Raw genomic sequence first — 26,546 nt, 5'->3', positions numbered from 1 at the left:
ATGAGTCGTCGTGGATGGTTCCTCTTCATCGCCATGTCCGTCGTGTGGGGCATCCCGTATCTGCTGATCAAGGTCGCGGTCCGCGACATCGGCCCCGCCGAGCTCGTCTTCGTCCGTACCGCCCTCGGCGCGCTCCTGCTGCTGCCGATCGCCCTGTACCGCAAGGAGCTCCGCGCGTCGCTGCGCCCGTGGCTGCCGCTGCTCGCGTACACCGTCGTCGAGATCGGCGTGCCGTGGCTGCTGCTGTCGCACGCCGAGCAGCAGGTCGACAGCTCGATCACCGGCCTCGTCATCGCCGGCGTCCCGCTCGTCGCCGCCCTCATCGCCCGCGAACGCCTCTCCGGCACCCGGATCGCCGGACTCCTCACCGGTCTCGCCGGGGTCGGCCTGCTCGTCGGCTTCCACGGGGGCACCGGCGGCGCCGTCCCGTTCCTCGAGCTCTTCGGTGTGGTGCTCTGCTACGCCACCGGCCCGCTGATCATCGAGCGCTGGCTCGCCGACGTCCCCCGCTACGGTGTCTCGGCCGCGTCGCTGATCGCCGGTGCGCTGCTGTTCGCCCCCGTCGCGGTGCCGAACCTGCCGTCCCTCGCCCGCACGGTGACGCTCGGCCCCGCCCTGGCCGCCGTCGCCCTCGCCTTCATCTGCACCGCGCTTGCGTTCGTGCTGTTCTTCGCCCTCATCGCCGAGGTCGGCGGGGTGCGCGCCACAGTGATCACCTTCGTCAACCCGGCGGTCGCGGTCGTCCTCGGCGCCCTCGTCCTGCACGAGGCGATCACGCCGCTGACGGTGGGCGCGTTCGCGCTGATCCTCGCCGGCTCGTTCCTGGCCACCCGCCGCAAGGCCGCGGGCAAGGAGGCCGCCCCGGACCCCGAGCCCGCCCCGGTCTGATCAGGAACATGTGAGACGCAGGTGTACGCTCCGCGTCCGGCCTACTACCCTCGCGAGACGTGAGGTGCGGTGTGCTGGGGCCGGTCGAGGTGCGCGTCGACGGCGTGCCCGTCGACCTCGGCGGGCCCAGGCAGCAGTTGATCGTCGCCGGCCTGCTGTTCCATGCCGGTCAGGTCGTCACCGTCGCCGATCTGGTGGAGCTCGTCTGGGACGAGGACCCGCCGGCGACCGCCCGCAACCAGCTCCAGACCGTCGTGTACCGCCTCCGCAAGGTCCTGGGCGTCGGCGCCCGGATCCAGACCGACCAGGCCGGCTACCGGATGGCGGTGCCCGCCGGCGGCCTTGACCTCGACCGTTTCCGGGCGGCCCTCGCGAAGGCCCGGGCGGCCGACGGCGCGGCCGCGGTGGAGCACTACCGGGCGGCGCTGGACGAGTGGCGGGGCACCCCGTTCGCCGGGCTGCGCGGTTCGGTGATCGGCCGGTGGCGCGACTCGCTGACCGAGCTGCACTGGGCCGCGACCGAGGAGTGGGCCGACACGCTGGTGGGGCTGGGCCGGCACCGCGAGGTCGTGGAGGGGGTCGCACCGCTCGTCGCCGGCCACCCGCTGCGGGAGCGGCTCGTCGGTGCGCTGATGGCGGCGCTGCACGGCGACGGACGGCAGGCCGAGGCGCTGCAGTTGTACCAGCGCACGGTTGCCGCGTTGCGGGACGAGCTCGGTGTGGACCCGGGCCCGCAGCTGCGGGAGCTGCACCTGGAGGTCCTGCGCGGTGCCGTCCAGGCCCCCGCGGCCGAGCCCGGGACCAGCGCCCTGCCGCGGGCGGTCGCCCGGCTGCGTGGGCGGGAACAGGAGACCGACCTGTTGCTGCGGGCGGTCCGGGGTGGTTACCGGGTCGTCGTCGTGGACGGCATGGCGGGGATCGGCAAGTCGTCCTTCGCCGTGTCCGCCGCGGAGGCGCTGCGGGCCGGGTACCCCGACGCGCAGCTGTTCGTGGACCTGCAAGGGCACAGCGAGGGTGCGCCGGTGGCGCCGGTGGACGCGCTGGGTCTGCTGCTGGCGCAGCTCGGTGAGGCGCCGCAACGCATTCCGGACGACCTGCCGGGGCGGCAGGTGGTGTGGCGGCGGGCCCTGGCCGGGCAGCGGGTCGTGGTGGTGCTGGACAACGTGGCGGGGGCGGACCAGGTCCGTCCGTTGCTGCCGCCGGCGGACGCGGGGTGTGTGGTGCTGGTGACGAGCCGGACACGGGTCGGGCCGGTGGACGGTGCGTTCCTGTTGAGCTTGGAGCCGTTGCCGGTCGATGCCGCGGTGTCGGTGCTGCGTGACGCGATCGGTGACCGGGTTGACGCGGAGCCGGGTGCGGCGGCGGAGGTGGTGGAGCTGTGCGGGCGGCTGCCGCTCGCGGTGCGGTTGATCGCGCACCGGTTGCAGCATCGGCCGCGGTGGAGTGTGTCGGCGATGGTGGAGCGGTTGCGGGCCGCGGATCCGCCACCGATCGCGGTGTCCGCGGAGGGGCGCAGCGTCGCGGCGGCGTTCGACGTGTCGTACCGGCAGTTGAGTGCGCTGGAGCAGCGGTGTTTCCGGCTGCTGGGGTTGCATCCGGCCGGGGAGTTCGAGGTGTGGCCGGCGGCGGCGCTGGCGGAGGTGCCGGTCCCGCAGGCGCGGGAGTTGCTGGACCGGCTCGTCGAGGTGCACCTGCTGGAGGAGGACCAGCCGGGGCACTACCGGTTGCACGACCTGATGCGCGAGTTCGCCGCCACGCTGGTCACCGTCGAGGAGCGCCGGGCCGCGCTGGCCCGGCTGCTGGACTACTACCTGCACACCGTCGCCATCGCGAACGGTCATCTGGAGATGCGGCCCGATGACGCGCCGAGGTTCCCGCCGGACGCCTTCACCCGGCCGTTCACCGACCGCCACGAGCGGCTGGCGTGGATGCGGGGGGTGTGGCCGGCGGTGGTGGTCCTCGCCGACGAGGCGCACCGCGTCGGCGCGCACCGGCACGCGGTCATGTTCCACCGCACGCTGTGGCGGTTCGCCAACAACGAGGGCCGCGCGGAGGTCACCGAGCGGCTCGGCCGGCAGGCGATCGCCGCGGCGAAGGCGATCGGCGACGACGAGCTGGTCGCGCTGGCATGCAAGTGGCACGCGGGCACGATGCTGCGGCTCTGCCGCGCCGCGGAGAGCATCGAGCACCTGCGCGAGGCCGCCGCCCGCTACTCCGCCGCGGGGATGCCCGGCCAGCTGGGCGCCATCGAGGTCAACCTCGGCATCGTCTGCCGGGCCACCGGGCGGCTCGACGAGAGCATGGCGCACCTCCGCACGGCCCTCAGCGTGTGCAGCGCCGCCGACGACCCCTCCAACCTGCTGCGGGCCCTCGGCGAGACCGGTTACGTGCACCAGCTGCTGGGACGGCCCGAGCAGGCCCTCGTGGCGCTGCGGGACGCCACGATCGGCATGTACCGGCTCGGCGCGCAGATGCAGGTGGCGACCATCTCCGTCGAGTTCGGCCGGGCCCACCTCGCGCTCGGGCACCCGCGCCTGGCGTTGCTGCTGCTGCGCCGGGCCCACCGGTTGAACATCGACGCCGGCAGCGTGGCCCACGCGGCGGAGACCCTCAGCCAGCTCGGCCGGGCGCACGCGGCCCTCGGCGACCTCGACGAGGCGCTGCGCTGCCAGCTCGAGGCGTGCGAGCAGGTCCGGCACCTGACGGACCCGTTCTACGAGCCGGGCATCCGCAACGACCTCGGCGGCACGCTCACCCTGCTCGGCCGGACCGGGGACGCGATCGCCGCGCACGAGCGGGCGCTGCTGCTGACCGGGCGGACCGGGCAGCGCTACGAGCAGGCCCGCGCGCACGCCGGCATCGCCGACGCGCTGCGCCGCACGGGGCGGGACGACACCGGTGAACGGGACAAGGCCCGCGCGCTGCTCCGGGCGTGCGGGCTGAGCGAGGAGGCCGCGGCGCAGGCGTCAGAGCCGGCGCAGCAGCTTGTGCTCCTCGACCACCGGCACTGACAGCGTCTTGTAGCCGACGTTGTCGAACAGGACCGTCATCTGCTCGCCCGCATACGACAGCACGATGCCCTTGCCCCACTCGCCGTGCCGGACCTCGCTGTGGATCGGGAACGGCACGGCGCCGGCGGCGTCGAGACCGGCCTGCGCGCTGCCGTCGAGGCAGTTGTCGCAATGCCCGCAGGTGCCGTCGAGGTGCTCGCCGAAGTACGCGAGGAGGGTCTGGCCGCGGCACAGCTCCGTCTCGGCGAAGTTGCGCATCATGTCCAGCCGGGACCGCGACACCGTCTGCTGCTTCTCGGCCTGCGCCTCGGCCAGCTCGGCCGACTTCGCCGGGGTCGGCGCCCAGCGGGGCGCCTTGACCTTGCTGCCGTGCAGCAGCTGCGCGCCGCCGACCTCCTCCAGGAGGCTGAGCAGCTGGCCGAGCTTGCGGGCGCCGAGGCCGGTGCGCTCCTCCAGCTCGTCGCGGGTGATCGGGTCCGGCGCGACGGAGCGCAGCAGCGCCGCGAGGGAGCTGACCTCCTCGCGGTCGACGGACACATTCGTGAAGAACTTGCGCAGGCCGGTGTCCTCGGTGCGGTGCAGCAGCAGCACCTGCGCCGGCTGCCCGTCGCGGCCGGCCCGGCCGATCTCCTGCAGGTAGGAGTCCGGCGAGTCCGGCAACGCGATGTGGTTCACCCAGCGGATGTTGGGCTTGTCGATGCCCATCCCGAACGCGGTCGTCGCGACCATGATCTCGACCTCGTCGGCGAGGAACGCCTCGTGCGCGCGTTCGCGGTCCCCGGCGCTCATGCCACCGTGGTACGCGACCGCGGGCATGCCCTCCTTGACGAGCCGCTCGGCGAGCTCCTCGGTGGCGCGGCGGGTCGGCGCGTAGATGATGCCCGGCGGCGTCGACTCCTTCAACCGGGCAAGCAGCCGCTTCCACCGGGTCTGCTCGTCGGGGCAGTGCACCGACTCCAGGAACAGGTTCGGCCGGTCCAGGCCGGTCACGACGATCTCCGGGTCGCGCATCCCGAGCCGCTCGACGATGTCGTCGCGGACCGGCGGCGACGCCGTCGCGGTGAGCGCGACGATCGGCGGGCGGCCCAGCTCCCGGATGAACTGGCCCAGCTGCAGGTAGTCGGGGCGGAAGTCGTGGCCCCACGCGGAGACGCAGTGCGCCTCGTCGACCGCGACGAGGCTCGGCTTCAATGCCTTGATCTGCGCGACGCGGGCCGGGTCCGCGAACTGCTCCGGGGTCAGGAACACGAACTCGGCGTCGCCGGCCCGCAGCGCCTCCAGGGCCTCCGCGCGCTCGGTCTTGCCCTCGGCGGAGGACAGCCGCACCGCCTGCAGCGACGCCTGGTTGCGGGCGGTCAGCGACGCGATCTGGTCCTGCTGCAGCGCCAGCAGCGGCGAGATGACGATCGTCGGGCCCGGCAGCAGCGGCGCCGGCACCTGGTAGATCGCGGACTTCCCGGCACCCGTCGGCAGCACGGCCAGGGCATCGCGGCCGGCCATCAGCGCCTCCATGGCCTTGACCTGCTCGTCACGCAGGCGGTCCCAGCCGAAGCGTTCCTTCGCGATGCGCCGCAGGTCGTCCGTCATGCCGCTCTTACTACCATGGGTGTGGCTGCCTTCTGGTAGGACGGGGGGTATGCCTATCGAAACGCAAGGCGTGGTGGCACTGGGCAAGGGCCAGCCTGTCAGCCTCGAAACCGTCATCGTCCCCGACCCCGGCCCAGGCGAGGCGGTGGTGGAGGTGCAGGCGTGCGGCGTCTGCCACACCGATCTGCATTATCGCGAGGGCGGCATCGGCGAGGACTTCCCCTACCTGCTCGGCCATGAGGCCGCGGGGATCGTCTCGGCCGTCGGGCCGGGCGTCACCGACGTCGCGCCCGGCGACTTCGTCGTGCTCAACTGGCGGGCCGTCTGCGGGCAGTGCCGCGCCTGCCTGCGAGGGCGCCCCTGGTACTGCTTCAACACCCACAACGCCAAGCAGAAGATGACCCTCGCCGACGGGACCCCGCTGTCGCCGGCGCTCGGCATCGGCGCGTTCCTCAAGTACACCCTGGTCGCCGCCGGGCAGTGCACCAAGGTCGACCCGAGGGCGTCGGCGAGCGTCGCCGGCCTGCTCGGCTGCGGCGTGATGGCCGGGATCGGCGCCGCGCTCAACACCGGCAACGTCGGGCGGGGCGACACGGTCGCGGTGTTCGGCTGCGGCGGGGTCGGCGACGCCGCGATCGTCGGCTCGGTCCTCGCCGGCGCGAGCACCGTCATCGCCGTCGACGTCGACGTGCGCAAGCTCGCGTGGGCACAGGAGTTCGGCGCCACCCACGTCGTCAACTCCCGTGAGACCGACCCGGTGGAGGCGATCCGGGCACTGACCGGCGGCTTCGGCGCCGACGTCGTGATCGAGGCGGTCGGGCTGCCGCAGGTGTACGAGCAGGCCTTCTACGCCCGTGACCTGGCCGGCACCGTGGTGCTCGTGGGCGTGCCACGGCCGGACATGCAGCTGACCCTGCCGTTCCTGGAGGTGTTCGGCCGGGGCGGTTCGCTCAAGTCCAGCTGGTACGGCGACTGCCTGCCGTCGCGGGACTTCCCGATGCTCATCGACCTGTACCTGCAGGGCCGGCTGCCGCTGGACCGCTTCGTCAGCTCGACCGGCACCCTGTCGGACGTGGAGGCGGCGTTCCACGAGATGGAGGCGGGGTCGGTCCTGCGCACCGTGATCGTGCTGTAACGCACTTATCGGGATGTACCGGTCAGCGACTTGTCGCCGATAGTCTCCCGATATATCGTCGAACTATCAGCGACAGTCGCTGAAGGTTTGACGACAGGAGAAGTGATCATGCGATCACGACACGGAGCAATGCTCCTCGACGCCGGCGCCTGGCACCGTGGCTTCGGCGGTTTCATCCCACCCTTCCCGCCCGGAGGCGGGCGCGGCGGCTGGGGACACGGGCACGGGCACGGCCGGGGCGGCGGCTGGGGCGGCAAGGGCACGGGCCGGGGCGGACGCCCCAACGTGCGCCTCGCCGTCCTGGCCCTGCTGGCCGAGCGCCCCATGCACGGCTACGAGATGATCCAGGAGATCGAATCCCGCACCGGCGGCATCTGGCGGCCGAGCCCCGGCTCGATCTACCCGACGCTGCAGCTGCTGGAGGACGAGGGCCTCATCACCGCCGAGGAGCAGGGCGGGCGCAAGCGCTTCGTCCTCACCGACACCGGCCGCCCCGAGGCCGAGGCCGCCGCGCAGAACGCCCCCTGGCAGGAATACGGCGACGAGAACGTCTCCCAGGCCCAGGAGTTCCGCGACGCCGCGGTCGGCATCATGGACGCCCTGCGGCAGGTCGGCTTCAACGGCACCGCGGAGCAGCGCACCCAGGCCCTCGAGGTCCTGACCGAGACGCGCCGCAAGCTGTACGCCATTCTCGCCGACTGATGCCCCGTCAGGGGACGGTCACCACGTGGGTCAGGCCCGCCGCTCGCGCGGCGGCCTGCTCACTGAGCCCGCACTCCCGGAACAGCGCGAGCGCCGCGGCCGCGTCGCGGGCGCCGTCCCGCCCCGCCCGCCGCAGCGCGCCGGCGATGCCGGCATGGGCGCGGGCCCGCTCGTAGCACCGCCCGGTCTTCTCGGCGACGCGCAGCGCCCGTTCGTGCGCGGCGATCGCGTCGCCGGTGCGACCGAGCAGGGTGAGGGTGACGCCGAGGTCGTTGCGGATGCCGGGCTCGAAGAGCGGGGTAAGGTCGCTGACCTGCTCGCACGCCAGGAGCTGGCAGCGCAGCGCCTCATCGACGGCACCGAGCGCGGCGTGCGCGCGGCCCATCCCGCTGAGCGCCTCGGCCGTGCCCGGCCTGCTGCCGGCCTCACTGTTCATGCGACGGCCCCGGGTGAACAGCAGCAGCGCCAGCCGCGGGTGGCCGAGCGCGAGGTGCGCCCCGGCGAACTCGTTGACGGCCGTCGCCACCTGCATGGTCGCGCCCACGCGGTGCATGCCGAGCGCGGCCTCGCGCAACGTCACGCGAGCCTCCTCCGGCCGACCCAGCAGGAGCTCTATCGCGCCGATCTCGACCAGAGCCGGCAGCGCGATGAGGGCGTCGCGGCGCAGGGCGAGCGCGGCGCGCAGGTGTTCCATGGCCTCCGGGAACCGCCCGGCGGCACGGCACACGATGCCGAGGTTGATCTGGATACGGATGAGCTCGTCCCGCAGCCCCGCCGCGGCGTTGTGTGCCGCGGCCCGCTCCAGGTGCCTGATGCTCTCCTCGTTGCGACCGAGCCGCATCATGGTGCCGGCATGCCATTTGCTGGCGAGCGCGATCAGCTCGTCGTCGCCGAGGGTGTTCGCCGAGGCGATCGCCTGCCGGCCGAGCCGCTCCGCGACCTCCGCGTGGCACTCGTTGTTGGCGAACCGCCACAGGACCCGGTGCAGCAGCACCGCGTGCCGGTGCGCGCCGCCGCGGTGGGCCTCGTCGGCGAGCGCCACGAGCGCCGGCCACGCCGCCCGCATCCAGGCCAGCCGCTCCTGCCCGTCGGCGAACGACCGCTGGAACACCTCCGGTGGGAAGTCCGGTGCGATCGCCTGGCCGAGTTCCAGGTGGCGATTGACGGCGGCCGCGGTGTGCAGGTGGTAGTCCAGCAGCCGGGCCGACGCCGTCGGCCGTTCAGCGGCGGTGACGAGGGTCGCGGCGAACTCGCGCATCAGGTCGTGCAACCGGTAGCACCCCGGCTGGTCCTCCTGCAGCAGGTGCACCTCCACGAGGCGGTCCAGCAGTTCCCGGGCCAGCGGCACGGGCACCTCCGCCAGCACGGCGGCGACCCACACCTCGAACTCGCCGGCCGGATGCAGGCCCAGCAGCCGGAAGCACCGCTGCTCGGGCTCGCTGAGCTGCCGGTAGGACACGTCGAACGCCGCCGCCACGCTGCGTCCCTCGGCGGACACCGCGATCGGCGGCGGGTCCGCGGCCCGTAACCGCTGCGCCATCGCCGACACGCTCCACCGCGGCCGGTGCTGCAACCGGTGCGCCACCAGCCGGATCGCGAGCGGCAGTCGCCCGCACAGCTCCACGACCTCCGCGGCCGCGTCCGGTTCGGCGTCGACCCGCGCACCGATCGCGTCGCGCAGCACCGAGAGCGCGTCCTGGACCGGCAGCGGGTCCAGGCTCAGCAGGAGCGCGTCGTCGACCGGGCCGATCCGGGTCCGGCTCGTGACGAGGACCACGCACGCCGCGGGGGTCGGCGGCAGCAGCGGAAGGACCTGTTCGACGCCGGCCACGTTGTCCAGCACCACCACGGTCCGCCGCCCGGTCAGGGCCCGCCACCACATCACCTGCCGCTCCGGCAGGTCGTCCGGGATGCGTTGCGGTGCCTCGCCCAGCTGGATGAGCAGCCGGCCGAGCGCGTCGGCCGGGGCGACCGGCGCGCCGTCGCTGTGCCCCTGCAGGTCGACGAACAGTTGCGCGTCCGGGTACTCCGTCCGCAGCGCCGCCGCGGCGGACACGGCGAACGCGGACTTGCCGACCCCGGCCATGCCGTCGATGACGACCACGCGGTACCCGTCCCGGGTTGCCCGCAGCAGCCGCTCCGTCTCCGCCAGCCGGCCACGCAGCAGCGCCACCACCCTCGGCAGCGCACTCACCCCGACCGCCGCGGCGACCTGCGTCGGGGCGCGGAGGACCTCCAGGTGCAGTTCGCGCAGGTGCGGGCCCGGATCGACGCCGAGTTCGTCGCGTAGCGCGGCGACGGTGCGCTGGAACAGCTGCAGGGCTTCGGCCTGCCGTCCGTCGCGGTGCAGCGCCGCCATCAGGGTGCCGACGAGGCGCTCTCGCAGCGGATGGGCCGCGACGAGGGGTGCCACGATCTCCACCACCTGCCGGTGCCGGTGCAGGGCCAGGAGGGTGTCCGCCCATTCCTCGGTGGCCGCCCAGCGCAGCTCGACGAGGGAGTCACGCCATCGGGCGACCGTCGAACCGGGGAGCCCGGCGAACGGGGTGTCGCGCCACTCGTCGAGCGCGGCCTGGTAAAGCCTGGCGGCGGCCTCGTGGTCCGTCTCCGTGCGGGCCCGCTGCAGCGCGGTGTGGAAACGGGTCAGGTCCAACTGCTCCGGTGGCAGCGTGATCCGGTAGCCGGCGGGATCCGTCTGCAGGGCGGCGCCGTGCGGGCCGAGGAGCCGGCGGAGGCGGTACACGGCGGTCTGCAGCTGGTTGCGGGCGGTCGCCGGCGGGTCGTCGTCCCACACCAGCTCCACCAGGTCCGCCACCGTGACCGCCCGGCCGGCGTGGAACAGCAGGCCCGCCACGATCAGCTGCTGTCGCTGACCGGCGAGGTCGACGGGCGCACCGGCCACGACCACCTCGACCGGACCCAGCACGAAACACTCCACGTGCTGGCACGCTAGCGGTTCGTGCGCGCGTCGTACACGGCGTTCCCAACCCGCCAGATCATCGTCGATATCCGGGCATACGCCACCAAACGAGCGACATCCGATTGAGGTGGGACGGGGTTGGGTACCTCCATCGACATACGCCCGATCCGTCGCGCTCCCACCCCCGGGGTGTGCGGCCGGGCGCTTCTCAGGAGGTGAACACGTGGCACGCATCGGGCAGCTGTTCGGCAGGAACAACGCCGACGTGGACCGTGACCGGGACGGCGTCGACGATCGCGTCGAGGACCGGACGCTGGACAACCGCGTCGACCGCGACCATGACGGCGTCGACGACCGCGTCGAGGACCGGACGCTGGACCAGCGGGTCGACCGCGACCATGACGGCGTCGACGACCGGGTCGAGGCCAAGCGGCTCCGCACGTCGGACCGCACCCACCGCATCCCCGCCGTCGGCCCCCTGTCCGGCGTCACCGACACCGACACCGACCGGGACGGCATCGCCGACCGCCGGGAGACCCACACGACGACCATGAAGCCGGTCATCGACCGCGAGCCGGTCGCACCCGTCGCCGTCGCCGACGCCGACGTCGACACCCTCCCCGTCGAGCCGGGCCGCCCGGCGCGCGCGAGCCTGCTGTCCACGCTCGGCCTCATCGTCGGCGTGGTCGCCGTCGCGACCGCCCTCACCGGCCTGCTGGCCACGTGGGCGTTCCCGCTCGGGGCGCTCGGCCTGCTGCTGTCCTTCGGCGGGATCATCGCCGGCGCCCGCCGGCACGTCGCCGGTCGCGGCACCGGCACGCTGGGCGTGCTGTTCAGCGGCACCGCGATCATCTTCGCGATCCTCGCGCTCACCGGCCAGGTCGGCTGGCTCGACAGCGACGTCAACCAGGTCGCCCGGCTCAACGAGTGGCTCGACGCCCAGTTCCCGTGGATGCGTGACTGGTAAGCAGCCGTCTCTGGATCCGCACGACGCCGGCCGGGCGCTTGACGCCCCGGCCGGCGTTTTCGCGTCCGGCCCCCGTCCTGGTCTCTGTCCTGGTTCTCAGGTGTTGGCGGGCGTGGGAATGCCGTGCAGGATGCCGTTGCCGGCGTTGAGCACCTCGTTGAGGTCCGCGGCGGGCAACGGCCGGGAGAAGTGATATCCCTGCGCCTGCGGACAGTCCAGCTCCCGCAGCCGTTCCGCCTGCTCCGGCGTCTCGACCGCCTCGGCGATCGACGACAGGCGCAGGCTGTTGCCGAGCTCGACGATCGCGCGGGTGAAGGCCATCTCCTCGGCCATCCCGCCCTCCGGCGTGAACGCCCGGTCGATCTTCAGGATGTCGACCGGCAGGTGCCGCAGGTAGGCCAGGGACGAGTACCCGGTGCCGAAATCGTCGACGGCGACCCGGACACCCTCCTCGCGCAGCGCCGACAGCAGGACCGTCACCTCGTCGTTCTCCGTGGACGACGACACCAGCACCGTCTCGGTGATCTCCAGGATCAGTGCGCTGCCCGGCAGGTCCGCGTCCCGCAGCGCCGACAGGACGGTCTGCGCGAAGTCCGGCTCCCGCAGCTGGCGGCCGGAGACGTTGACGGTGACGGAGATGCCGAACCGGTCATGCCAGGAGCGGACGTCGCGGCATGCCTGCCGCAACACCCATGCACCGATCGGGACGATCAGGCCGTACTGCTCGGCGATGGGGATGAACTCCAGCGGCGGCAACGGCCGGCCGTCGGGGCTCCAGCGCAGCAACGCCTCCACCGCGGTGACCCGGCCGGTGGACAGGTCCACCACCGGCTGGTAGTTGACCATGAACTCGTCGTTCGCGACGGCCCGCCGCAGGTCCGACGCCAGGCGCATGTGCTCGTGCCGTTCGCTGGCCAGCCGGGGCTCGTAGGCGGCGAGCCGGTTCTTGCCGGCCGCCTTCGCCGCGTAGAGGGCCAGGTCCGCGTTGCGCAGCGCCTCCGCCGGCGTGGTCGGCGCGTGCACCAGCAGCGTCCCGACGCTGGTCGTGACGCTCAGCTCCCGGCCGCCGATCTGGTACGGCAGGGCGAGGGCGTCGACGACCGCCTGACCGACCGCGTTCACCCTTCTCACCGGCACGTCCTCCAGCAGGATGGCGAACTCGTCACCGCCGAGCCGGACCAGGGTGTCGGCGGTGTCGACCTCGCCGAGCAGCCGCGCCGCGACCTCCATCAGCAGCGCGTCGCCGACCGGGTGGCCGAACGAGTCGTTGACGTCCTTGAACCCGTCCAGGTCCAGCAGCAGCAGGCCGTGCGCGGCGTTGGTGCGGGTCAGCGCATGCTCGAGACGCTCCTGCAGCAGCGAGCGGTTGCCCAGCCCGGTCAGCGCGTCGTGCAGCGCCCGGTGCGTCAGCTGCTGCCGCAGCGCCTCCTGCTCCCGCAGCGCCTCGCCGAGCGCGAGCGCGTGCGCGTCGAGCTCCTCGACCCGCCGGTTCGCGAACTGGACGAGCTGGTTCAACCGGGCGATCAGCAGCACCGACGTGACGATCGACGTGGCGAGGGGCACGACCGCCCACGACCGCGACGGCAGCGGCGAGGTGACCAGCAGCATCGTGATCGCCGTGACCGGACCGACCAGCGACAGCACCGAGTACAGGTAGACGCGGTGCCGCGGGATCACCTGCTGCGCGCGTTCGAGCCGGCCGGCGGCCTCGCCCATCGACGGGTGCAGCGCGCCCGTGCCCAGCAGCGCGTAGGCGCACAGGTACAGCGCCGCGGAGACGCTGTCGCCCCTCGGGTTGCCGGTCCAGGCGAGGGCCACGTAGTAGACGATGTCGCCGGTGATGAGCGTCGCCGCGGCCACGCAGACGAGCCGGTGCGCGGTGTTGCGCACGCTGCTGGTGAACGCCATCCGGGCCGCCACCACGACCAGCAGGAGGTCGATCGCCGCGTACATCACGTGGCTGGTGCGGTGCGGCCCGTCGAACCGGTCGCTGGACAGCACCGGATGCACGATGAACGTCCAGCTCAGCGCCGCGACCCCGGACGCGACGATGCCGGAGTCGATGAGCCGCTCCCAGCCCGGCCGGCGCGGGTCCCGGCGCACCCAACTGACCAGCCCGCCGCCGAAGAACGGATAGGCTGCCAGGAACAGGGCGTCCTTCACCGAGGGGAAACCGACGTCACCGGTCAGCGCGTAGTCGACCGCCCACGCGCCGGCGCCCAGCACGGAGCAGGTGAGGCCCGCGCCGAACAGCCACCAGGTCCGGCGGTGCGCGGGCTGATGGCGGCGCACCCCGACGACCACCGCGGCCACCGTGGACGCGCCGACCAACGAGTACAGCAACTGGCGTGGGATGACTGGAAGGAACCCGCCGAGGAGCACCGCGCCGAGTCCCAGTCCCGCATACCAACGCCATGCGGTCATCGGTCTCCTTGTCGCTGATTCGGCTGACCTGCCTATCGGCAGCGGGACCGCGTAACTGAGCAGGGCGAAGATGGACGGGTTCGAGTGTCGAGCGAGGGGTAGGAAGCGCCGATGAAGGTCGCACTGCTGGGACCGATCGCCTGGCGGACCCCGCCCCGCGCATACGGGCCGTGGGAACAGATCGTGTCGCTGCTCGCCGAGGGGCTCGTCGCACGGGGTGTCGACGTCACCCTCTTCGCCAGCCTCGACTCGGTCACCGCCGCCGAGCTCGACGGCGTCGTCGCGCGCCCGTACAACGAGGACACCTCCTTCGACGGCAGGATCTGGGAAGCACTGCACGTGGCACACTGCTTCGAGCGCAGCGCCGAGTTCGACCTGGTGCACAACAACCTGGACTGGCTGCCCCTGGCGATGAGCGGGTTCTGCCGGGCGCCGCTCGTCACCACCGTGCACGGCTTCTGCTCGCCGGCCATCCTGCCCGCATACCAGCGGGCCCGTTCGGCGTTCGTGTCCATCTCCGACGCCGACCGCGGCCCCGGCCTCGACTACGCCGCCACGATCTACCACGGCATCGACGTCGCCCAGTTCCCGTTCCAGGCCGCGCCGGGCGACGCGCTCGTCGCGTTCGGCCGGATCCACCCCGACAAGGGCACCGCGGACGCGATCCGGATCGCCCGCGCCGCCGGCCGCCGGCTGCTGATCGGCGGCCCCGTCCACGACGAGCGGTATCACGCCGAGGAGGTCCTGCCGCAGATCGACGGCGAGCAGATCGTGTATCTCGGCAACATCGGCCCGGCCGACCGCGCCGACGTCCTCGGCGCCGCCGCCGCGCTGCTGCACCCGATCGGCTTCGCGGAGCCGTTCGGCCTGTCTGTCGTCGAGGCGATGACCTGCGGCACGCCCGTCGTGGCGTATCCGCTCGGCTCGATGCCGGAGGTCGTCGACGTGGGCGTCACCGGCTACCTCGCCGGCTCCGTCGCCGAGGCCGTCGAGGTCCTCGACGACGCCCTCAAGCTCGACCGCCACCAGGTCCGCGGGCACGCGGTGAGCCGCTTCTCCGCCGACCGGATGGTCGAGGACTACCTGCGGCTGTACACCCGCCTGCTGAGCTGAAATCTGCCGGTGGGCCTTGGAATTCCTCAAGGCCCACGCCCCGCGGCCGAACCTTCACAGTGTGCGGCGCCCGCGGTCATACGACGCGGCAACGCGGGACGGCTCGGCTCCGGCAGCGACGTGGCAGGCTGCCGGAGCCGACGCCATCTACGCGCATCGTGATCGAAAGCTGGCGTTGCGTCACCGTTCCCTCTAGGCTCTCGGGCGGAGGGAAGGCTGTGACTAGCGTCGATACCACCGCGGGTCTCGTCCCGGCACCCGAGCCCGGCTTCGGCGCCCGGCTCGCCGCCGTCGAGGACCTCGTCGCCACCTGGGACCTGAACGGCGCCCAGGCGGCCGCCCGGGCCCTGCTCGACGAGCCCGCCCTGTCGCCCGACGACCGGCTCACCGCGCGCCGGCTGCTGGCCGAGGCGCTGCGGGAGCTCGGCGACCTCGACGCCGCCTATGACCTCGCCGAGGCCGTCGCCACGCAGGCCGAGCAGTCGTACGGGCCCACGGACGTGTCGACCGTCCACGCCTGGGCCGTGCTCGCCGCCGTCCGCCACGACTACGACGAGTGGGACGCGGCCGAGGCGCTCTACCACCGCGTCCTGGACAGCGGCGTCGACGAGTCCGACCCCGAGGCGGCGCGCGTCATCCGTCTCACCCGTGTCAACCTGGCCCTGCTGCAACGCGACCGCGGGCAGCGCCCGCTCGCCCTGGCCATGCTCAACGCCGCCTACGTGGTGCACCGCCGCGAGTACGGCGCCGACGACCTCGACACCATCCGCATCGCCGCGGAGCTCGCCGCCCTGCACCACGCCGACGGCAACGTCCCGGCGTCGCGGCGCCTGTTCACGCTCGCGCACGCGGCGGCCAGGTCCCGGCTGGGCAACCGCCACCCGTTCACGAAGGCGGTCGAGTGGGAGCTGGCGGCGGTCGAGCCACCGATGCCCGCCTCGCTGCTCCCGCCGCCGGTGTCAGTGGATCCGACCCGCCCGGCGGGCGTGCGGCGTGAGTCCGTTCTTGATGCGGGCGCCGTCGCCGACGTCCCCGCTGCCGACGATGTCCGGGTCTCCGAGAGCCTCGACTCCGACAGCCCCGACGTTGCCCCCGATCTCGACCTCGACCCCCGCCCCGACTCTGACCTCGGCCCCGACTCCGACCTCGGCCCCGACTCTGACCTCGACCCTGACTCCGCCCTCGACCCTGACTCCGGCTCTGCCCTCGACCCTGACCCTGATCTCGACTTCGGCTTTGATGACGACGCTCCGCCCTGGGGACCGCCCGAGGAGGAGCTGCCGGTCGTCGTGGGTCCTCCTGGGGTCGTAGGCGCCGCTTCCGGGGTGCACGTGGCTTCCAGTTCTGCCGGCGGAGGTCATCCTGCGGTCGTAGGCGGTCCGGTCGTGGGGGAGCGGCGGGTCGTCGTGCCGCTCAAGGCGGTCGTCGGGGTGGCCATCGGGGCGCTGGTCGTCGCCGCGGCGTCGGTGCTGTGGCCCGGGGGAGCCTCCGACCGGTCCGCTGGGCCGTCCACCAGTTCCGTCAGCTCCGCGGATGCGGCCAGGTCGGTCGACGCCGCCAGGTCCGCCGGGGCGGCAGGGCAGGATGGGGCAGCAGGGCAGGATGGGGCTGCGGGGCAGAATGGGGCAGCAGGACAAGGTGGTGCGGCAGGGCAGGGTGGGGCCGGTGCGGGTGGTGAGCCGGTGCGGGTGCAGGACCTGCGCCTGCGGGACGACGGGACCGCGCTCGCCGTCACCTGGACGGGGCTGCAGAGCAAGGCGGTCGTGGCACTTTCACGGGCCGGTGGGCCCGCCGTCGTGGTGGCCGAGGTGCCGCCGGGGACGACGTCGTACGTGGTGAAGGGGGTCGACCCGGCGGCAGAGTACTGCGTGGTCGTCGGTCCGGTCGACGCCACCGTCGCGGTCACCCCGGGCACGTCGGTCTGCACGGGGCAGCGGTGAGCGCGAGGGTGGGAACGAGTGGTCGGCACCGAGCGTGTCGCAAGGTTCGCCGGGTATAGTCCGGCCGATGCGGCTCACTGACCGGACTCTCAACCGGCTACCCCGCCCCGTGGCAAGCCTGATGCGGGATCACCGCGAGACGGTCAAGTTCGTGATCGTGGGCGGTTTCTGCTATTTCGTCACGCTGGTGGTCAACTACGGGCTCAGGTTGACCGTGCTGGAGCACAAGCCGGTCACGGCGCTCACGGTCGCAAACGTGGTCGCGTCGGTGGTGTCCTACTACCTGAACCGCGAGTGGTCGTTCCGGACCCGGGGCGGTCGGCGCCGCCATCACGAGATGGCGCTCTACCTGGTCATCAACGGCCTCGGCGTCGCGATCAACGCGGCGCCGTTGTTTGTCGCGCGGTATGTCTTCGGGCTGCAGGAGCCGGCGGTCAGCGCCATGGTCGAGGAGATCTCCGACTTCGGGTTCGGCATGGTGCTCGGCACGGCGTTCGCGATGCTGTTCCGGCTGTGGGCGTACCGCACCTGGGTCTTCCCGCACGACGACGTGCGCCCCGCCCCCGACCGGTGGGACCACACCGTCCCGGCCCAGGTCAGCGCCACCGCCCCGGCCCCGGCCGCGCAGGACGGCCCCTGACCCGGGCGCAAGGTCAGAAGGCCGCGCAGGACGGCCTCTGACCGGACGCGGGGGCAGAAGCCGCGTATGACGGCCCCTGACCCGAGCCACGGGGGTCAGAAGGAGATGTGGTCCGGGTCCGGCTCGGCGGGGGCGCCGAGCAGCTGGTCGACGCCCGCGATGCGCAGCTGGCGGAGCACGAACGGGCTGGCCCGGTGGATCACCAGGCGGACGCCCTCGGCACCGGCCTCCCGTTGGGCGCCGACGAGCGCGCCGACGGCGGCGGAGTCCAGGAACGTGACGAGCCCGAGGTCGACCCGCAGCACGCTCGGGCGGCGCTGGGTGGCGGCGGCGACCAGGTCCTGGCGCAGCGACGCGGCGGTGCCGTGATCGATCTCGCCCCGGACGGAGACCACCGTGGAGCCGTCCATCATGACGTTGACCGTTACCGACATCGACATGGCGCTCCCAGGGTGCTCACCAGGCACAGCATAGGAGCACTCCGGGTGGCCCGCAGCGCGTGCCGTGCCGTTCACCCGGTGCGCGGTGGCGTCCCGCCAGGAATGTGGTCGGGGCAGTGCAGCCGCAGCTCCCGGTAACCGAACGGGGCGTCGACGAACCAGCAGTGGTGCGGCGCCTCGGTGCCGGGGTGGCGGTATCCGTCGAAGAAGCGGCACGACAGGCACATGCCGCTGACCGGGATGCGCCCCTCCCGCTGCAGGGACGTGATCCTGGTGGTGACGATCCGCAGCAGCCGGGCCTGGGTGGGCTCGTCGAGGTCCTCGACCGTGCCCAGGACGGTCTCCGCCCAGTTGGACGGCGCGGGAGTCAGGGCGAGCCCGCGCTCGGTCGCGGCCACCCGCATGTCGTGCGCGGCATACGACGGCGCCGGCCGCATCTCCACGAGGCCGTCGGCGACCAGCGGCGACACGATCGCCATCGTCGCGGCGATCGACGAGCCGAGCTCGGCGGCGAGCTCGGAGAGCCGGAACTCGCGGTCGCGGCGGCCCAGCAGCAGCAGGACCTGGCGGTGCGGCGGTGGCAGTTTGGACTGTCCGGCCGGGGGAGTGTCGGTGGGCGCCATGACGGCCACCCGCACCAGACCGGCGATGAGCTTCTGCGCCTGTGCCTCAAGGGTCACGGCAGCCTCCTCCCGAGCATCTGCTGCTAGCACCCTAGACCGCGACGTCGATCAACAGGGAGCACCGGTCGCCGCAATTCGTTCCGATCCGTCAATCAGTGCGTGGGCGACCTCTTGGTAGTGGCAAGAAGTCGAAGCGCCAGCCGTACACCTGCTAAAACGCGAAATATCCGGCAATAGGGGTGTAGGCTACGCTCGATTTCAGCGGTGCAACGGGGGTCAGGAATGGGTGCAGGACGGTTGGTCGCGACGGCCACGATGCTGGTGGCGGCGATCGCGACCGTAGAGACAGTGACAGCGGCGGCGGCAACAGCGGCCCCTGTCAAGCCCACGCGACTCGTGCTCACGGTCGCGCAGGGCGAGGGCACGAAGCCGGTGCAGCGCCGCGCGTCGCTGACGTGCCGGCCCGCCGGCGGCTCGCACAAGCAGGCGCGGGACGCGTGTTCCGCGCTGGCGAAGGTCGGCGGCGACTTCGGCCGGCTGCAGCAGGGGGCCGGCGTCGCGTGCACGATGCAGTACGACCCGGTCACCGTCACCGCCGTCGGCCGGTGGAAGGGCAAGCGGATCGACTACAAGAAGACCTACGGCAACGCGTGCTCGCTGTCCACGACGACGGGGCCCGTGTTCAGCCTGTAGTTCAGCCTTTGAAGACGCCCAGCGTCTTGAACTGGTGGTTGGGGAAGATGGCCGCCGAGTCCTGGACGTTGAAGCGCTTCTTGAGCATCTCGGCGAGGATGTCGCGGTAGTCGTTGGCTCCCGCGACATCACCCTGGTCCAGCGCCCCAGGGGACAGGCCGGGCCAGTTGCCGTGCACCTTGCCGCCGTTGAGGCCGCCGCCGAGCAGCAGCATCGCGTTGCCGTGGCCGTGGTCGACGCCGACGTTGCCGTTCTCCTGGACGCGCCGGCCGAACTCGCTCATCGTGATGATGGTCGTGTTGTCCAGCAGCGGGCCGAGGTCGGTGGCGAACGCGCCGATCGCCTCGGACAGGTTGGTCAGCGAGTTCTTCATGTCGCCGCCGTCGACCTTGCCGAGGTTGGTGTGCATGTCCCAGCCGCCGACGTCCAGCGCCGCCACCCGCAGGCCGACGCCGGCCTTCATGAGCTGCGCGATGTCGCGGAGCCGGTCGGCGATGCCGCCGCCGGGGTACTGCACGCCCTCCGCGGGGCGGTACTGCGAGTTGGCGATCTTCTGCGCGGTGTTGATCGCCTGGATGGTGCCGCCGGCGGTGGCCGCGAGGGAGTGGTCCAGGCCGGTGTAGAGGGTCTTCAGCGCCTCCATCGTCTGGCTGCGCATCGCATCGTTGTCGATGCGGAAGTCGCGGATGCCGTTGAGCACGATCGCCTGCTCGCCGCCGACGAGGGAGCGCGGCAGCGCCGAGCCCTGCGCGACGGCCCGGAACGTGGTCCCGGGGCCCATCTGGGCGAGGACCCGGTCGAGCCAGCCGGTGCGCACCGCCACCGACGCCGCGCCCCGTTCGAGGGCGTCCTGGGCCTGGAAGTGGCTGCGGCTGGCGTCGGGGGAGGCGACGGCGTGCACCGCGGCCATTTTGCCGGCCTGCCAGAAGGGGTACAGGGCGGTCATCGCCGGGTTGAGCCCGAACCCGCGCCCGGCCGGCAGCAGCGCCGCCATCGGGATCGCGATGTTGGGCCGCATCGAGCGGTAGTTGGGGTCGTCGCCCGGCGCGACCACGGACAGGCCGTCCATGCCGCCGCGCAGGAAGATGACGACCAGCGTGCCCTTGGTGTCCTCGGGCGCGGCGAACGCGACCCGGCTCGTCACCAGCTGCGCGCCGAGCGCGGCCACGCCGACGAACCCGGCGCCCTGCACCAGGCGGCGGCGGGTGAAGCCCTTGCTCCACTTGTCGCGCTCGGCGTCCAACTCATCGGCGACCTGTGAAGCGTGCACGCGGATGGCGGCCTCGCACAGGTTCGGCCCGTGCCGGCGCAGCTCCTCCAGGTTCGTAGGGCGGCGCTCACCTTCAGGAAGAGTCATGACCTCACCGCAGCGCGTGGTAGACGGAGTCGAGGACCAGCGGAGCCAGGTTCGGCAGCTTCCCGCCGAGGTTGGCGTCGGTGACCCGGGTGTCGGGCTTCGCACCGAGGAACTTGATCAGGGCGTCCCGCTCGGCCGGCTGCATCGGCTGGAAGATCAGCCGGTTGCACAGCACGTCGAGGTAGGTCGCCATGGTCGCGGCCGGCTGGGTGACGAGCGAGTCGGCGCGCGGGTTGTTGAGGCCCTTGAACGACTGCTGCAGGAAGGCGCGGTGCGAGTTCCAGGTCTCCAGCATGCCGGCGGCGGAGCTCCAGGCGTTCGCCACGTCCGGGTAGCCGTCCGGCGGTTCCCAGCCCAGGGGCGCCTGGCCGAGCTTGCGGGTGAAGTTGTACAGGTCCTCGAGGGCCTTGCCGGTGTCCGTGCCGGGCTTCGTGCCCACGACCCGGGCGGTGGCCACGAAGTTCTCCAGTGGGCGGCGGGTCTTCAACCCGGCCGCGATCCAGAACTCCAGGGACCGGAACAGCACCTTGAGCACCGGCACGATCGCCGAGCCGCTCTGCTGGTACGCGGTCGCCAGCCGGTCGACCAGCGACTGCGGCGGCGTGTCGCACACGAAGCGGACCGCGAGCTTGCGCGCCACGTACTTCGCGGTCGACGGGTGCGTCGCGAGGTACAGCAGGTATGCGTCGCCGACGGCGAGGCCGTCCTTCGCGGACTTGTTCGCGTGCTGGAAGCCCAGCACCTTGACCGCGCCGGTCCAGTGCCGGTTCTGCTCGTACTTGAACATGCCCTCGCGGGTCGCGGTGCGGCCGGTCATCAGATAGGCCGAGTTGCGGACGTCTTTCTCGTTGTACCCGCCGTCGATGCCGACCGTGTGCAGTTCGAGGAGCTCCCGGCCGTAGTTCTCGTTGACGTTGCGCTTGTCCGAGGACGTGTTGTCCAGGTAGCGCATCATCGCCGGGTCCCGCGCGGAGGCGATGAGCATGTCGGAGAACTTGCCCAGGGCGTGCTTGCGGATGACGTTCACGTCGTAGGGCACGCGGGTGTCCCAGCCGCCGTCGAACGGGCTGGTGATGTTGAGGTGGTTGTTCCAGAAGTCGACCATCACCTCGTAGAGCTGGCGGGTGCTCCAGACCTGCCGGGCGATGACGGCCCGGGTCAGCTCGTACATCGCCTTGTTGTCGCCCTCCTTGACCGCCGCGCGGATCTGCGCGGTGGTCATGGTGACGGTCGGCGTGGTCTTCAGCGCCGCCTCGGCGACCGGGTCGGCGATCTTGTCCGGGTCGAGCTGCTGGTCGAGCCAGCCGTCGATGCCGAGCTCCTTGACCGCGGCGACGTCGGCCTGGGTCGGCCCGAACGTGCACCGCCGCAGCAGGTGCAGCACCGGGTCGCGGTTGAGCGGCGACGGGAACCGCGGCGTGGCGCGCATCGCTGCGACGGCGGCGGCGGACGCCGAGTCGGCGGTGCCGGCCGCGCCGAGGTCGTTGAGGTCGCCCTGGCCGCTGGTGTAGCTGGAGTCGCGGTTGGAGAACGAGCCGGCGTCGCGCGGCGAGATGTTGCCGCCGCCCTGGCCGGTCTTCACCATCTCGTCGGCGTCTTCGGGCCGGCCGAGCATCGCGGCCGCACCGGAGCCGAGCCCACCGATCGCGACGGCGCCGCCACCCAGGGCCCACAGCGCCTGGCGCCGGTTGCGCATCAGCTCGTGCAGCGCGGGCCGTCCCGTGCGCAACCAGGCAGGCGCAGGTCCTTTTGAGGTCTTTGCGGCCGGTGTACCGGCGGCGACCGGCGCCGGGCCGGCGGCGACGGGCGGCGGCTCGTAGTCGTAGTCGTCGTCCTCGGCGGCCGGCAGCGGCTCGTTGAGGACACGCGGCATCGGAAATTCGCCCGTGTAGTCGGCGAAGAATGCGCCCTTGACCTTTTTGGGCGAACCGGACGAAGGGGTGTCGTCCGAGAAGAGCCGCTCAGGCATCCCTGAACCCTAATGAGCGCGTGATCGCCCATTCAAGCGCACAGGTGCGGGCGCGGCTCAACTTTGTCTTTGTTCTTGCTTAAGCGAGGTGCATACCGCGTCAATACGTGGAATTCGGGCGACTACTAGAAGTTACCTCTTCCGCACGTAACGCAAGAGGGTGTACGCATGACTGAGCCGATTAGGGGAGGCGGTGGGGGTCGTGCGTGACGCTGCGCCGGTCCGCCGACGTCGGAGGGTGACGCTTGCCGACATCCCCGTCGCCGCGAAGCTCGCCATCATCCTGGTCCTGCCGCTCGCCGCGGTGCTCGCCCTCACCGGCGTCGCCGCGTCCGGCTACGCCGCGCAGAGCGGCCGCATCGGCGACCTGCGCGGTGCCGTCGCCGCCGGTGCCGAGGCCGGCCGCGTCGCCGACGGCCTGCAACGCGAACGCCTCGCCATCGCCCGGCTGCTCAGCGGCGCCGGCGACGGTGCCCTCGACGCGTTCGCCGCCGAGGCCGCCCGCACCGACGCCGCCGTGGCCCGGTTCCGGGCCCTGCTGCCGCGGGCCGGCGGCGCCCCCGGGATCGTCGCCGGCCTGGACGGGCTCGCCGTGCTGCGGGCCCGCGCCGCCGCCCGCGAGCCCGACGCGCCCGGCCAGGTGCTGCTGCTGGGGTACCGGCAGCTGATCGCCGACCTCGTCGCTTTCCAGCAGGGCATCGCCGACCGGCCCGCGCCGCCCGCCGTCACGGCCGCGACCCGGGCCGCGGGGTGGCTCGCCGTGGCCAGGGAGGAGCTCGCGCTCGTCCAGGTCGGCGCCGCCCGGGCCCTCGCCGCCGGGGAGCTCACCCCCGCCGACCGCGACCAGCTGGTCGAGCACCGGGCCGCCGCCGCGGACGCCTTCGGGCGGTTCGCCGCGGACGCCACCCCGGCCTGGCGCGCGCAGCTCGCCGGCCTCGACGTCACCGCCGACGTCGAACAGCTCCTGCTCGCGCCCCCAGCCGCCGCGACCGACACCGCCGACTGGGCCCGGACCTGCCTCGCCCAGCTCGACGGCCTGCGCGGCCTCGCCGACCGGGTCGCCGCCGACAACGCCGCCGAGGTCACGGACGCACGCGACCGGCAGAACCGCATGATCATCCTCGGCCTGGCGCTGGTCCTCGCGGTCACCGTCGCCGCGGTCGGGGTCGCCGTCGCCGTCGGCCGGTCCGTGCGCCGCGGCCTGCGCGCCCTGCACAGCGGCGCGCTCCAGGCCGCGCACCCGGCCCGGGACACGCACCCGGCGGGGGAGGGGCCGCCGGTGCGGGAGGGGGCCGCGGGGCGGGACGGCGTCGAGCTGCCCGCCGGCGGCCGCGACGAGATCGGCCGGGTCACCGAGGCGTTCAACGCCGTCCAGCGCGAGACGGCCCGCGCCGTCGCCGAGCAGGCCGCCCTGCGCGCCGGCATGACCGGCGTGTACGCCGACCTCGCCCGCCGCTCGGCCCGGCTCGCCGACGCCCTCCTCGAACGTCTCGACGACGCCGAACGCGACGAGGTCGACCCGGACCGGCTCGCGCTGCTGTTCGCCTTCGACCACCTCGCGACCCGCATCCGCCACAACACCCAGCGCCTGCTGGTCCTCGCCGGCGCCGACACCGCCCGCGACCACGGCGGCCCGGTGCGGCTGTTCGACGTGCTGCGCGCCGCGCAGTCGCAGATCCAGGCGTACCAGCGGGTCGACTACGGCCGCGTCGACGACGACGTGGCCGTCGAACCGGCCGCCGTCGACGGTGTCGTGCACCTGCTCGCCGAGCTCCTCGACAACGCCGCCAGCCACTCCACCGCGGACCGCCCCGTCGTGGTGGACGCCCGGCGCACCGGCGACGGCGTCGTCATCCACGTCGCGGACCGTGGCCCCGGTGTCGACCTCGCCCGCCTCGAGGAGCTCAACGGCCGCCTCGACACGGGCGGGGCGGACCCGCCGGCGTCCGGCCCGCGACTGGGGCTCGCCGTCGTCGCCCGGCTCGCCGCCCGGCACGGCCTCGACGTCACCCTGCAGCCGTCGGCGGGTTCGGACGGACTCGTGGCCACCGTGCGCCTGCCGTCCTCGTTGTTGTGCGAGCCGGCGCCGGTACCGGTGTCGCCCGCGCCGGTGATGTCCGCTCCGGTGGTGTCGGCGCCGGTGGTGTCGGCGCCGGTGGTGTCCGCGCCGGCGGTGTCCGCTCCGGCGGTGTCCGCTCCGGCGGTGCCGACGCCGGTGGCGCCCGCGCCGGTGGCGCCGGCCGTTGTCGCCCGGTCGCTGCCGCCCCGGCTGCTGGAACGCAGCCCGGCGCTGCCCGGCGGCGAGCCGATGGACATCCCGCACCCGCGCAAGGACTCGGGTCGCATCCCCGTCGCGCCGGTCGGCGTCGCCGCCGACGGGCCCACGGTCGAGGCCCGGGCGTTCGACGACGGACTGCCACGGCGTACCGTCAATGCGTCACCGCACGCCGACTCCACCGCCGACGAATCCGACGACGTCAGTGCACTGCTGTCGACCTACCAGCACGCGATCGGCCGCTTCGGCGCCGTGCCGGTGCCGGTGAACCAGGAAGGACACTCCTCGTCATGACAGCCACCACGGGGCTCGACTGCGTGCTCAGCGGCTTCACGGAACGCGTGGCCGGCGTGCGGCACACCGTCGCTGTCTCCGGGGACGGCCTGCTGGTCGCGGCGTCCAACGAGCTGCCGCCCGAACGGGCCGACCAGCTCGCCGCGATGGTGGCCGGCGTGGTCTCCCTGGCCCAGGGCCTCTCGGCGTGCACCGACGCCGGCCCGGTCGTGCGCACGATCGTGTCGATGGGGCGCAGCCTGCTGTTCGTCATGGCCCTCGGCGACGGCCACACCCTCGCCAGCCTCGCCGCCATGGTCCAGCCGGGCTGCGACGTGGGTGAGGTCGCGTTCGAGATGACGGGCCTCGTCGACCAGCTCGGTGCCGCCCTGACCCCCGCCACCCGCCTGTAGGCGCACCCGAGGCGTGCAGCCCGAGGGGGCGCCCTCACGCCCCCGGCGGCTCCACACGCTGCGGTGGTTCGGGTTTTGAGGGTGACTGTCCGCGGCGGTGGCAGGGCCAGGGCCAGCGAAGCTGGGCCCCGGCCCGGTGCCTGGCGGGAGCGACGGCGCGCGCCCACGACGGACCCGAGCCCGCAATGGCGGTTACAGGTCGGGGTTGCGGCCTTCCTTGATGTTGCTCGAGTCGCGGAGCGGGATGAACGGCTCCTTCTCCGCCGGCATGCCGCCCTGGATGGCGCGGCCGCGTTCGAGCTCGGCGTCGAACTCGGCGCCGAGCAGGATGGCGATGTTGGAGATCCAGAGCCAGACCAGGAAGGCGATGATGCCGCCCAGCGTGCCGTACGTCTTGTTGTACGAGCTGAAGTTCGACACGTAGATCGCGAAGCCGGCGGAGGCGAGCAGCCAGATGAGCACGGCCAGGCCGCCGCCCGGGGTGACCCAGCGGAAGCCGGTCTGGCGGGCGTTGGGGGAGGCGTAGTAGAGCACGGCCAGGATCAGCAGGACGACCAGCAGCAGCACCGGCCACTTGGCGATGTCCCAGATCTGCACCGCCTGCTTCGACAGGCCGATCCAGCCGCCGACCTGCTCGGCGAACTTGCCGGTGAAGACGATGCTCATGGCGGCGAGGGCGATGAGCGCGCCGACCACGACGGTGACGCCGAGGCGGATCGGCAGGACCTTCCAGATCGGGCGGCCCTCGGGCACGTCGTAGATGGAGTTGGAGGCGCGGATGAAGGCGCCGACGTAGCCGGAAGCGGTCCATACCGCGCCGAGCAGGCCGACGATCGCGAGGATGCCGGCGGAGCCGGAGCCCTCCTTCAGCTCGTCGACGGCGCCCGTGACCGGCTCGGCGATCGACGGTGGGAACAGTTCCTGAGCGTTCTCCAGAACGGCGTTCTGGGTCGTGTCGGTGAGCAGCATGCCGGACACGGCCAGCAGCACGAGGATGCCCGGGAAGATGGACAGCACCCCGTAGTAGGTCAGCGCGGCGGCCCAGTCGGTGAGGTTGTCGTTGTTGAACTCCTTGACCGTCCGCTTGAGGACGTCGATCCAGGAGCGCTTGGTGAGCTGTGTGGGCCGGCTCGGTGGATCCTCGAGCTGCGGACCGGTGGGGTCGTCCTGCGCCAT

19 protein-coding genes are annotated in these 26,546 nt (G+C 72.7%); 11 read left to right on the top strand and 8 right to left on the bottom strand.

Features of this window, described 5'->3' with window-relative positions; genetic code table 11:
• On the top strand, nt 1–888 hold the full coding sequence (locus AB0K00_RS35800) for a DMT family transporter (RefSeq protein WP_363529940.1): 888 nt from the start codon (nt 1–3) through the stop codon (nt 886–888).
• A 59-nt stretch (nt 889–947) separates the two neighbouring features.
• Nucleotides 948–3,899: a BTAD domain-containing putative transcriptional regulator gene (locus AB0K00_RS35795; RefSeq protein ID WP_363529937.1), complete on the top strand. Its 2,952-nt coding sequence runs from the start codon at nt 948–950 to the stop codon at nt 3,897–3,899.
• On the opposite strand, the gene AB0K00_RS35790 is transcribed toward AB0K00_RS35795, so the two are convergent.
• On the bottom strand, nt 3,855–5,486 hold the full coding sequence (locus AB0K00_RS35790) for an ATP-dependent DNA helicase RecQ (protein ID WP_363529934.1): 1,632 nt from the start codon (nt 5,484–5,486) through the stop codon (nt 3,855–3,857). The genes AB0K00_RS35795 and AB0K00_RS35790 overlap by 45 nt on opposite strands.
• A 49-nt stretch (nt 5,487–5,535) precedes the next feature.
• Between AB0K00_RS35790 and AB0K00_RS35785 the strand changes: the two genes are divergently transcribed.
• Nucleotides 5,536–6,621: an S-(hydroxymethyl)mycothiol dehydrogenase gene (locus tag AB0K00_RS35785; protein WP_363529931.1), complete on the top strand. Its 1,086-nt coding sequence runs from the start codon at nt 5,536–5,538 to the stop codon at nt 6,619–6,621.
• A gap of 108 nt (nt 6,622–6,729) precedes the next feature.
• Nucleotides 6,730–7,323 (top strand): PadR family transcriptional regulator, encoded by a 594-nt coding sequence (locus AB0K00_RS35780; RefSeq protein ID WP_363529928.1) that lies wholly within the window; start codon nt 6,730–6,732, stop codon nt 7,321–7,323.
• Between the two features lie 7 nt (nt 7,324–7,330).
• Here AB0K00_RS35780 and AB0K00_RS35775 read toward each other — a convergent pair whose 3' ends face one another.
• Nucleotides 7,331–10,261, bottom strand: coding sequence for a BTAD domain-containing putative transcriptional regulator (locus AB0K00_RS35775; protein ID WP_363529925.1), 2,931 nt, complete (start codon nt 10,259–10,261; stop codon nt 7,331–7,333).
• 205 nt (nt 10,262–10,466) lie between these two features.
• Between AB0K00_RS35775 and AB0K00_RS35770 the strand changes: the two genes are divergently transcribed.
• On the top strand, nt 10,467–11,210 hold the full coding sequence (locus AB0K00_RS35770) for a hypothetical protein (RefSeq protein ID WP_363529922.1): 744 nt from the start codon (nt 10,467–10,469) through the stop codon (nt 11,208–11,210).
• A 96-nt stretch (nt 11,211–11,306) separates the two neighbouring features.
• Here AB0K00_RS35770 and AB0K00_RS35765 read toward each other — a convergent pair whose 3' ends face one another.
• A complete protein-coding gene (locus tag AB0K00_RS35765; RefSeq protein ID WP_363529920.1) occupies nt 11,307–13,634 on the bottom strand; it encodes a GGDEF domain-containing protein in 2,328 nt (775 codons plus the stop codon).
• Between the two features lie 111 nt (nt 13,635–13,745).
• Between AB0K00_RS35765 and AB0K00_RS35760 the strand changes: the two genes are divergently transcribed.
• The 3 genes from AB0K00_RS35760 to AB0K00_RS35750 all read left to right on the top strand — a co-directional run bounded on the left by AB0K00_RS35760 (nt 13,746) and on the right by AB0K00_RS35750 (nt 17,327).
• Nucleotides 13,746–14,747 carry a glycosyltransferase family 4 protein gene (locus tag AB0K00_RS35760; protein WP_363529917.1) on the top strand — a complete coding sequence of 334 codons (1,002 nt, stop codon included), beginning with the start codon at nt 13,746–13,748 and terminating at the stop codon, nt 14,745–14,747.
• Between the two features lie 218 nt (nt 14,748–14,965).
• Nucleotides 14,966–16,687 carry a tetratricopeptide repeat protein gene (locus AB0K00_RS35755; RefSeq protein WP_363529914.1) on the top strand — a complete coding sequence of 574 codons (1,722 nt, stop codon included), beginning with the start codon at nt 14,966–14,968 and terminating at the stop codon, nt 16,685–16,687.
• Between the two features lie 67 nt (nt 16,688–16,754).
• Entirely contained in the window at nt 16,755–17,327 is a 573-nt protein-coding gene (locus AB0K00_RS35750) for a GtrA family protein (protein ID WP_363529911.1), read from the top strand.
• A gap of 95 nt (nt 17,328–17,422) precedes the next feature.
• Here AB0K00_RS35750 and AB0K00_RS35745 read toward each other — a convergent pair whose 3' ends face one another.
• Nucleotides 17,423–17,767, bottom strand: a complete 345-nt coding sequence (locus AB0K00_RS35745) for an STAS domain-containing protein (protein WP_363529908.1) — start codon at nt 17,765–17,767, stop codon at nt 17,423–17,425.
• 71 nt (nt 17,768–17,838) lie between these two features.
• Nucleotides 17,839–18,447: a MarR family transcriptional regulator gene (locus tag AB0K00_RS35740; RefSeq protein ID WP_363529905.1), complete on the bottom strand. Its 609-nt coding sequence runs from the start codon at nt 18,445–18,447 to the stop codon at nt 17,839–17,841.
• A 291-nt stretch (nt 18,448–18,738) separates the two neighbouring features.
• On the opposite strand from AB0K00_RS35740, the gene AB0K00_RS35735 reads away from it, so the two are divergent.
• On the top strand, nt 18,739–19,083 hold the full coding sequence (locus AB0K00_RS35735) for a subtilase-type protease inhibitor (protein WP_363529902.1): 345 nt from the start codon (nt 18,739–18,741) through the stop codon (nt 19,081–19,083).
• A 1-nt stretch (nt 19,084) separates the two neighbouring features.
• Here the strand turns inward: AB0K00_RS35735 and AB0K00_RS35730 are convergent, their stop codons facing one another.
• Together AB0K00_RS35730 and AB0K00_RS35725 are read right to left on the bottom strand one after the other, a co-directional pair.
• Nucleotides 19,085–20,440, bottom strand: a complete 1,356-nt coding sequence (locus AB0K00_RS35730; RefSeq protein ID WP_363529900.1) for a DUF1501 domain-containing protein — start codon at nt 20,438–20,440, stop codon at nt 19,085–19,087.
• 4 nt (nt 20,441–20,444) lie between these two features.
• A complete protein-coding gene (locus AB0K00_RS35725) occupies nt 20,445–22,409 on the bottom strand; it encodes a DUF1800 domain-containing protein (RefSeq protein ID WP_363529897.1) in 1,965 nt (654 codons plus the stop codon).
• Between the two features lie 238 nt (nt 22,410–22,647).
• Between AB0K00_RS35725 and AB0K00_RS35720 the strand changes: the two genes are divergently transcribed.
• Both AB0K00_RS35720 and AB0K00_RS35715 read left to right on the top strand, forming a co-directional pair.
• A complete protein-coding gene (locus tag AB0K00_RS35720) occupies nt 22,648–24,978 on the top strand; it encodes a sensor histidine kinase (protein ID WP_363529894.1) in 2,331 nt (776 codons plus the stop codon).
• Nucleotides 24,975–25,370 carry a roadblock/LC7 domain-containing protein gene (locus AB0K00_RS35715; protein WP_363529891.1) on the top strand — a complete coding sequence of 132 codons (396 nt, stop codon included), beginning with the start codon at nt 24,975–24,977 and terminating at the stop codon, nt 25,368–25,370. Before AB0K00_RS35720 ends, AB0K00_RS35715 begins: the two co-directional genes overlap by 4 nt.
• A 192-nt stretch (nt 25,371–25,562) precedes the next feature.
• On the opposite strand, the gene AB0K00_RS35710 is transcribed toward AB0K00_RS35715, so the two are convergent.
• Entirely contained in the window at nt 25,563–26,546 is a 984-nt protein-coding gene (locus AB0K00_RS35710) for a YihY/virulence factor BrkB family protein (protein WP_363529889.1), read from the bottom strand.

This window comes from Dactylosporangium sp. NPDC049525 (assembly GCF_040676755.1).
Lineage (GTDB): Bacteria > Actinomycetota > Actinomycetes > Mycobacteriales > Micromonosporaceae > Dactylosporangium.
This window is presented reverse-complemented; position numbering and strand designations above follow the sequence as displayed.